Raw genomic sequence first — 9,796 nt, forward strand, 5'->3', positions numbered from 1 at the left:
CTATTTGCATAACTTTTAGATATGCAGCCAACCTTCCGCAACCGTGTCCGCCTGCGCCACCTGCATTGCTTCGTGGCCGTGGCGCAAACCCAGCACCTGGGCCAGGCCGGGGAGCAGCTGGGCCTCAGCCAACCCGCCGTATCCAAGACCCTGACCGAGCTGGAAGCGCTGCTTGGCGCACGTTTGCTGGCCCGAGGCCGGGCGGGCACCGAGCTGACCGAGCTGGGGCAGCGATTCCTGCGCCACGCCCTGCGCGTGCTGGAGGACCTGGACGAAGCCGCGGTCAGCGTGACCGGCGCGGACGCCGACGGCCTTGCGCACATCCGCGTCGGCGCCCTGCCCAGCGTCGTGCCCGACCTGCTGCAGGAAGCCGTGCTGGCCTTTCGCCGCACGCATCCGGACGTGGGCCTGGCGGTGCAGACGGGCATGAACCGCACGCTGATCGACTGGCTGAAGGCCGACGTGCTCGATATCGCCATCGGCCGCATGGACAATCCGACGGTGATGGAGGGACTCTGGTTTGAAATGCTGGACGCGGAGCCACTGCTGCTCGCCGTGCGCAAGGGCCACGCGCTGGCGAAAGCGCCCCCTTCCCTGGCGGAGATCATGGCTTGCCAGTTGGTGGTCCCCGCGCAAGGCTCCGCGCCACGGCACAGCGCCGAGAGCCTGCTGGCCCGGCACGGCTTCATGCTGCCGCCGGGTGTGCTGGAAACCTCGGACGCTTACCTGGGCCAGCTGGTCGCCCTGAAATCCGACGCCATCTGGCTGGCGCCGCGCTGCGCCATGCGCCAGGCGCTGGAAAGCGGCGAGCTGGTGCTGCTGCCCATCTCCGGCCAAGGCAGTGAGGAACCGGTCGGGCTGTTGCGCCAGGGCGGCCGCGAGCTCGGCGCCGCCGCCGAGGCCTTTGTGCAGGACCTGCGCGAGCGCGCCGCGGCACGCTCGCACGGGCTGGCTGGCAAAACCAGAGCATAGCCGGCGGCTACATCTCCGTGGCGTCCTCGACGCCCTTGCCGGCCGGACGGGCCACGTCCGGGGACAGTTGCAGGAAGATCCATGCAGAGGCCGAGGTAATCAGCCCCACGCAGATAAACGTGGCATGGAACGCCGGCAGCGCGCTGGTGGCGCCGTGCCGCCCGAAGGTGCCCTGGAAGGTCGCCAGCAACGCGCCGGCCGACGTCACCGCCAGGCTCATCGACAGCATCTGCACCATCGACAGCAGGCTGTTGCCGCCGCTGGCCCCGGCCGTGCCGAGGTCCTTCAGCGTGACCGTGTTCATGGCGGTGAACTGGATCGAATTGACCATCCCGAACAGCGCCAGCTGCACCAGTACCAGCGCCAGCGGCTGGGTGGGCGAGATCAGCGCGAACGAGGCCATCGCCAGCCCCACGAGGAAGGTATTGGTGACCAGCACCTTGCGATAGCCATGACGCTCGATCAGGCTCGTGGCAAGCCGCTTGGAGGCCATGCCCGCCGCCGTGATCGGCAGCATCATCATGCCCGCCTGGAACGGCGAGTAACCCAGGCTGACCTGCAGCGTCAGCGGGATCAGGAAGGGCATGGCGCCGTTGCCGATGCGCGCAAACAGGTTGCCCAGCAGCCCCACGCTGAAGGTATGGATGCGAAACAGCCGCAATGCAAACAGCGGGCGCCGCCGCCGCGAGGCATGCAGGACATAAGCCGTGAGTGAAGCCATGCTGGCAATCAGCAGCATCAGCACGGTGGCATGCTCGAAGCCAAGCTCCGCCAGGCCATCCAGCGAAAACGAAATCGTCAGCATCGAGATCGCGAGCAACAGGTAGCCGCTCAGGTCGAACGGCGCCACCCCGTGCAGGCGCGCGTTGGGCATGTAGCGCATGGTGGCCAGCCCCCCCAGCAGCCCCACCGGCACATTGATCAGGAAGATCCAGTGCCAGGAAAAGGTCTGGGTCAGCCAGCCCCCCAGCGTCGGCCCGATCAGCGGTCCCACCATGCCCGGAATCGCCACAAAGCTGAGCGCCTGCAGGTACTGGTCCCGCGGGAACGTGCGCAGCACCGCCAGCCGCCCCACCGGCAGCAACATCGCGCCACCCACGCCCTGCACCACCCGCGAGACCACCAGCCAGGTCAGGCTATTGGAATAGGCGCAAGCCAGCGAGCCAACGACAAACAGCACGATGGCCGTCTGGAAGATGGTGCGGGTACCAAAACGGTCCGCCAGCCAGCCCGACGCCGGAATGATCACCGCCATGGTCAGCGAGTAGGCAATGATCACCGACTGCATCCGCAGCGGGCTCTCCCCCAGGCTCCTGGCCATCGAAGGCAATGCCGTGTTGACGATCGTGGAATCCAGCGTCTGCATGAAGAAACCGATGGCGACCACCCACAGCATGATCCTGCGGGTGCGGTCGTCGGTGGCAGCGGCGGCGGTGGTGGAAAGAGGCGTGTCTTGCATCGGGATGGGCGGCCCCCGGAACGCAGGTGCGCCGGGAAGACCCGCTGGGTCGCGTACCGTTGCAGTGTAGCGGAGCTTGACGGTGGCGCGCGCGAATTCCGTGCCCGCCTGCCAGAAGCGGCGCCTGGCGGCCTCGGGCCATTCAGCGCGTCATGCCATTCCCCTCAGAATGGATTGAATCAGCGATTCGGAAATTTCCCGCGTCATTTTCGTACCTGTCCGATTTCAATCTGAATCTCCGCTCGGTATCGTGCGTCTGGCCTGGGCTTAGTCCAGCCTCGCTCAAGCGTCAACGCGCTTGCATACCCGACTTCTCTCGACACGCAGGATGAACAAGAATATCCATCGCTTGGTTTTCAACGCTGTGCGCGGCATGCTGGTCGCAGTACCGGAACATGCCGCGGGGTGCGGCAAGGGCCGTCAAGGCAACGCCGAACGCAGTGGCCAAGGCTCGGCCTTCGTGCCGGTGCTATGGCTCACCGCGTTGACAGCCTCGATGATGGGCTTGCCGGTGTTGCTTGACCACTCGGCGCACGCGCAATCCTTGCCGATTCAGGTGGACAAGAATGCGCCAGGGCAGCGTCCGGTGGTGGGCGTGGCGGCCAACGGCGTCCCAGTCGTGAACATCCCCCCGCCCAATCGTAACGGCGGCACCAGCGTGAGTCATTTCGTTCAGTACAACGTCGGCCCGTCCGGCGTGGTACTGAATAACAGCGGGGCAAACAGCCAGACGCTGATTGCGGGCTGGGTCCAGGGAAACATGATGCTCGGCAACGGGCACGCCCGCAACATCGTGGTCCAGGTCACCCAGCCGAACCCCTCCCAATTGCTTGGCGCACAAGAAATTGCCGGCAATCGCGCCAATCTGATCCTGGCCAATCCGGCGGGGTTGCATTGCTCGGGCTGCGGGGCGATCAACGCGGACCGCTTCACGCTTTCCACCGGACGTCCGGTGCTCAGCGCCGATGGCAGCCTGGCCGGCTTCGACGTGCGGGGCGGCAGCATCGGCATCGGCGGACAAGGCCTGTCCAGCCCGCAGGCGCAGGTCGATCTGCTGGCGCGCTCGATCCACGTCAATGCGCAACTGTGGGCCAGGCACCTGAATGTGGTCGCGGGTGCCAACCAGGTCGGCTATGAAACCCTGAACGCCACCGCGCAAGCGGGCAACGGCCCTGCCCCGCAATTCGCGCTCGACGCCTCGGCGCTGAGCTCCATGTATAGCGGGGCGGTCAAATTGATCGGCACGGAACGCGGTGTCGGCTTTCACCTCGGCGGCGGCGTCACCGCCGGCTCGGGCGACATCGTGGTGGACAACAACGGCGACGTGCATATCGTGCCAGGTGGCCGCCTGCAAGCCGAGGGCAGCGCCTCCGTCGCCGGCGCCAACATCAGCAACGCGGGCACCATCACCACGCGCGGCGGCATTGCCGCGGCCACGCCGGGACAACTGAGCAACAACGGCACCCTGGCCGCCGGCACGGATCTGCTGGCCCAGGCCGACCGCATCGCCAACAGCGGCACCATTGGCGCGGGCGTCGATGCCAATGCCAACGTGACCGGGGCGGGCACGGCCCATCTTGCCGCGCGCACGGCCATCCAATCCCATGGCACCATCGTGTCCGGCGCCGACACCAAGCTGTCGGCCCCCACGCTGGAGCTGTCGAACGGCAAAGTCGTTGCGCACGGCACCGCCTATCTGTCGGCGGCGGGCAACATCGGCCACCAGAACGCACGGCTGGAGGCCAATGCCGTACAGGTCAACGCCGGCGGCACGGTGGACAATCGCGGCGGCGCCATCGTCGGGGGCGTCCATGGCGGAGCCGTCCAGGGCGCAGACATCCTGAACCAGGATGGCGCCATCACCAGTGGCAGCGCACTCGGCGTGGGCGCGGCGCAGGCCGTGGACAACACCGGCGGCACCATCGCCGGGACCGGCGCCACCACTGTCGCGGCCGTCAGCACCGTCAATCGCGGCGGCGTCATCGGGTCGGTACAAGACAAGCTACGGGTGACCGGGGCGCTGGACAACACCAGCGGCAAGATCGTGGCAGGCGGCCCGCTGGCCATCACCGGCGACAGCCTCACCAACACTGACGGCGAGGTCGCGTCGAACAGCGATGCAACGGTGCGCATCGCGGCTACCCTCGACAACACTGCGGGCTTCATCCATGCCGGTGGCACCCTGGACGCGCAGGCGGGCACCATCCTCAACCGCGACACGCTCTCCGGCACCGACGCAGCCCCGAAGGGCATGGAGGGCGCCAACGTCAGGCTGGCCGCCCATGCCATCGACAATGCCCAGGGCGCGCTGCGCGCCGATGCCTCGCTTGCCGCCAATGCCGCGACGCTTGGCAACACCCATGGCGAAGTCACCGCCGGAGGCACGGCGCAGCTCAATGTGCAGGCCATCACCAACACCGATGGCCTGCTGGCGGCCAACCAGGCGCTGGGCATCAAGGGCGACAGCCTCACCGGGGATGGCGCGCTGCAATCCCATGCGGGTGACGTCACCGCGATCCTGCAAACCGATTTCCATAACACCAGCACGGTGACCGCGGCGCACGATCTCAACATCCTGATCAAGGATGCCCAGGGCAATGCCGCCGGCGATCTCACCAATGATGGCAAGCTGGTGGCAGGCCGCAACGCCGACCTCCACGGGCGCAACGTCACCAACGCGGGCGAGCTGTCCGGGCGGGCCTCCAACACCGTTCGCGCCGATCAGGCGGTGCTCAACAAGAGCCTCATCGACGGCGGCGCCGTGCGCATCCTGGCCGGCACCAGCGTCACCAACATCGACCGCATCTATGGCGACTCGGTGGCCATCGGCGCCAGCCGGCATATCCTGAACGACATCCACCCCGCCACCGGCCAGGGGGCCGTCATCGCCTCGCGCAGTGGCGGCATCGAGCTGGGCGCCCCGGAGATCGTCAACCGCGAGCACGCGCTGGTCTACTCGTCGCAAGACCTGAACGTGGGCCGCGCGCTGGATCCCAGCGGCAAGGCAACCGGCCAGGCCGATGCGCTCACCAACGCCTCGGCCACCATCGACGTGGCGCGCAGCGCCAACTTCAACGTTGCCGACCTTGCCAACCGCAACGACCACTTCCGCACCGAGCGCACCGATACCGGGACAGTGCATGCGTTCTACTATCGGCTCAATGGCAGCGCCGAGAACATCGACCCGAGCACTGCGATGCTCGTGCTGCCGACGGCATCGGGTGCCATATTTGGCCACATCGCCAGCCACGGCGATGACCTGGCCTACCTCGGCGATGACGACTACAAGCGCCTGCTCCTGCCTTCGGCGCAGTACCCCTTCAGCGTGTTTGGCCCCCCGTTCGACTGGGCGCGCCAGTCCGATGGCACGCCGGGACAGAGCGACAGCCGCTCGTCTGGTCCAAACTGGCCCGTGGGCCTGGCAATGCTGCCGTTCGCGCCGGACGCGAATGGCAGCCTGGAAGCCGATCATTTTGTCTACAAGGCTGACGACCCCATCTGGGACAAATTCGGGATGGCCCGGCCCGGCGCGCTGCCTCCCCTACCCTCACCCTGTGTGGATGGATCACCAGTGGCCTGCCATACGCAATACCGGGCCGATCTGGTTACCTACCAGGCCGCAAAGGCTGCCATCAAACCGCTTTACGAAGCCCTGAATGGCAAGATCCAGGCGTTCAACAGCGACTATCAGGGCCGGCTGGTGAAGTCCTGGACCATCGAACGGCGTGACACCCGCGTGCAGGACGAGGTTGTCGCCCACACCGATCCCGCCCGCATCCTGGTGGGCGGCAACGCCAGCTTCACTGGCGCGGTCACCAACGACAAGAGCCAGATTCTCGTTGGCGGCACGCTTGCTGCCGGTGGCGGCAGCGGCGCGGTCAACAACCTTGCGTACGATGCGACGCGCATCGAGGATACAACCGGCACCAGCCAATACACCCGCCCATGCAAGCGCGGCCGCTGCTACGACAACATGGACGTGCCAGCGGTACATCTGGAAATTCCGACCCAGCTCGCCAAGGGTGAAGCGCTGGATTACCAGGTTGTGAACGGCACGGGCACGATCGTGGCGGACAAGACCGGCACCGGCCCTATCGCCACCGCGCCGACGCTTACGCAGATCTCGCTCGGCACGGAGGCCGGTGGCCGCCTGGGCGGCGACGTCATCCGGGCCGTCTCGCCGTCGCTGGCGATGCCCGACAATGCGCTCTTCAAGATTCGCGGCGAGCCGGGCACGCCTTACCTGATCGAGACCGACCCGCGCTTCACCAACCAGCGCCAGTGGCTATCCAGCGATGTCATGCTCACGCAACTGGGCCAGGACCCCACCCACGTGCTCAAGCGCCTGGGCGACGGCTACTATGAAGCCCGCCTCGTGGCCGATGCCGTGATGCTGGGAACCGGCCAGCGCTTCGTGGGCGACTACACCGACAACGAAGCGCAATACAAGGCGCTGATGCAATCAGGCGTCGAGTTCGGCAAGCAGTTCCACCTGAACGTGGGCACCGGGCTGACGGCGGACCAGATGCGCGCGCTCACCACCGACATCGTGTGGCTGGTCGAGAAGACGGTCACCCTGAAGGACGGCACCACCCAGCGCGCGCTGGTGCCCCAGGCCTACCTGAAGGTGCGCGCGGGCGACCTGAAGGGTGACGGCACCCTGATGGCCGCGCGCGATACCGTGATCCGGAGCGATGGCGACGTGAAGAACACGGGCACCATCGCCAGCCGCGGCGTGACGCTGATCGACGCGGCCAATATCCACAACAGCGGCGCGCTGTCGGCGCGCGTCATGGGGCTGAGCGCCAGGCAGGACATCAACAATCTCGCCGGACATATCACGACGGGCCAACTGGCAGCCACGGCTGGCCGCGACATCAACCTGACCACCATCACCACCACCACCGCCTCCGGCGCCGGCGGCAGCGGCAACCTCGCGGGCAGCCGCACCGTGATCGCGGGCATCTCCAGCGTGGCGGCAGACAGCGCCACCTTCGTGGCCGGGCGCGACATCAACACCAAGGCCGCGAACATCCAGGCCACCGGCAGCCTGGGCATGGCGGCGGGCCGCGATATCCACCTTGGCACGGTCGAGGTCAGCGAATCGGAACACCTCTACAAAGACGCAAGAAACAATGCAGCGGTATCGCGCAGCGCGGAAATCGGCACGCAGGTCACGGCAGGCAAGAACACAACCCTGAGCGCCGGGCGCGACGTGAACGCCACCGCCGCGTATGTCAGCGCGGACGGCGCGCTGGCCGTGGGCGCCGGACGTGACATCAACGTCAAGGCCGGTCAGGCATCAAGGTCCGTACGCGACGAGCACGCCTACCAGGAAAGCGGCTTCCTGTCGAAGAAGTCCACCCATACCATCGATGCCAACAGCCAGACCGAGGCGCTCGGCAGCACCTTCTCCGGCGACACGGTGGCCATGGCGGCAGGACGTGACCTGGCCGTCGCGGGCAGCACCGTGGCGGCCACGCACGACGTGAACCTCGGCGCGGGGCGCAACCTGACCATCGGCACCACCGAGACCACCTCGTCCGCCTACACCTACAAGGAAGAGAAGAAATCGGGGTTCGGCGCCACCGGCTCCGGCCTCTCGTACGGCAACCGCGCCCAGAAGGACACCACCAACGACAACGGCACGCAGCAGGTGGGCAGCCTGGTCGGCAGCACGGACGGCAGCGTCCGCATGAACGCGGGCAGCACCCCTACCGTCACCGGAAGCAACCTGATCGCCAGGCAGGACATCACGGGCGTGGGCGCGGATGTCAACATCCAAGCCGCGCAGAACCGCCAGCACCACGACGAAACCCACGAGGTCAAGCAAAGCGGCTTCACGCTGGGCGTGTCAGGTGGCGCCATCGGCGCGGCCATCGCCGCCGGGAACAAGCTCAACTCGGCCAGTCAAAGCCAGGACGGCCGCGCGTCCGCACTGTGGGGAATCGCCGCCGCGCGCGACATTGCCGACACCGGCAGCGCATTGGCGCAGGCCGGCGGCAACCCGCTGGCAGGCGCCGCCGTAACGCTCTCCTGGGGCACCAGCCAGAGCAAGCAGACCATGACGCAGGACGCCACCAGCCACAACGGCGCCAACGTATCGGCAGGCGGCACCGCGGCCTTCGTCGCGACGGGCGTGGATGCCAACGGCAACCAGACGGCAGGCAACCTCAACATCGCCGGCTCGAACATCGACGCCAACAAGGTGGCGCTGGGAGCCAGGCACGATATCAATATCGTCTCGGCCACCGACACCAACGAGAGCCACAGCACCAACAAGTCCAGCAGCGCCAGCGTCGGCGTGTCGTATGGCCTTGGCCCGGACAACGCCGGCTTCGGCGTATCGGCCTCCGCCTCCAAGGCGAAGGGCAACTCGGACAGCCAGGGCGTCGCGCAAGCCAACAGCCACGTGAGCGGCCGGGAGTCCGTCACCCTTGCCTCCGGTAACGACACCAACATCCTCGGCGCCACGGTCAGTGGCAGCAAGGTGATCGCAGACGTGGGCGGCAACCTGAACATCGCCAGCCGCCAGGACACCGAAGAGATGCACGCCAGGCAGGAAAGCATGAGCGGCGGCTTCAGCATCAGCCAGGGCGGCGGGTCGGCCAGCTTCTCAGCGTCCAAGGGCAAGGCCAATGGCAGCTATGCCAACGTCAGCGAGCAGTCCGGCATCCATGCCGGCAAGGACGGCTTCGATATCACCGTCAAGGGCAATACCGACCTGAAGGGCGCAATCCTCACCAGCGACGCAGGCAAGGACAAGAACAACCTGACCACCGGCACGCTCACCTGGAGCGACATCGCCAACCACTCCGACTACAGCGCGACTTCCGCCGGCCTCTCCGCGGGCGGCGCATTTGGCGCACCCAATGGCCAGAGCAACAGCGGCCAGACCTCAGGCAAGAACACCGGCGGCATCAACCCGATGATTCCCCAGCACAAGAGCGGCAGCCAGGACGGCGTTGCACGCAGCGCAATCGCCGAAGGCACTATCACCATCAACGACCAGGCCAACCAGAAGCAGGACCTCGCCAGCCTGAAGCGGGACACCGCCGGCACCAACAGCACGGTCGGCAAGAACCCCGACCTGGAACAGCTACTGAACAAACAGTCCGACACGATGGCCGCCGCCCAGGCCGCCGGCGAGGCGGCAGCCAAGACAGTGGGCGACATCGCCGGCACCAAGGAGAAGCAAGCCCGTGCGAATGCCAAGGCCGCCCACGACGCCGGGGATACCGAACTGGAAAACAAGTACCTTGCCGACGCGAAAAACTGGGAGGAAGGCGGCGACTACCGCGCAGTGCTGCACGCCGCAGGCGGCGCGCTTGTTGCGGGCCTGGGTGGCGGCAACGCGTTGGCCGG

The 9,796-nt window shown here is 66.9% G+C and carries 3 protein-coding genes; 2 read left to right on the forward strand and 1 reads right to left on the reverse strand.

Going from position 1 to position 9,796, the window contains the following annotated elements:
* Nucleotides 1-21: 21 nt before the first annotated feature.
* A complete protein-coding gene (locus AC1DQR_RS36125) occupies nucleotides 22-972 on the forward strand; it encodes a LysR substrate-binding domain-containing protein (protein ID WP_174428273.1) in 951 nt (316 codons plus the stop codon).
* A gap of 7 nt (nucleotides 973-979) precedes the next feature.
* On the opposite strand, the gene mdtD is transcribed toward AC1DQR_RS36125, so the two are convergent.
* A complete protein-coding gene (gene mdtD / locus AC1DQR_RS36130; RefSeq protein ID WP_477134767.1) occupies nucleotides 980-2,431 on the reverse strand; it encodes a multidrug transporter subunit MdtD in 1,452 nt (483 codons plus the stop codon).
* A gap of 328 nt (nucleotides 2,432-2,759) precedes the next feature.
* Between mdtD and AC1DQR_RS36135 the strand changes: the two genes are divergently transcribed.
* A partial coding sequence (locus AC1DQR_RS36135; protein ID WP_477134768.1) for a hemagglutinin repeat-containing protein occupies nucleotides 2,760-9,796 on the forward strand: 7,037 nt, incomplete at its 3' end.

It is taken from the genome of Cupriavidus sp. 05L411 (genome assembly GCF_056398045.1).

Bases quoted from the DNA above. Each gene is read 5' to 3' on its own strand.
- AC1DQR_RS36125 (WP_174428273.1), top strand. From the start codon at position 22: ATGCAGCCAACCTTCCGCAACCGTGTCCGCCTGCGCCACCTGCATTGC.
- mdtD (WP_477134767.1), bottom strand. From the start codon at position 2,431: ATGCAAGACACGCCTCTTTCCACCACCGCCGCCGCTGCCACCGACGAC.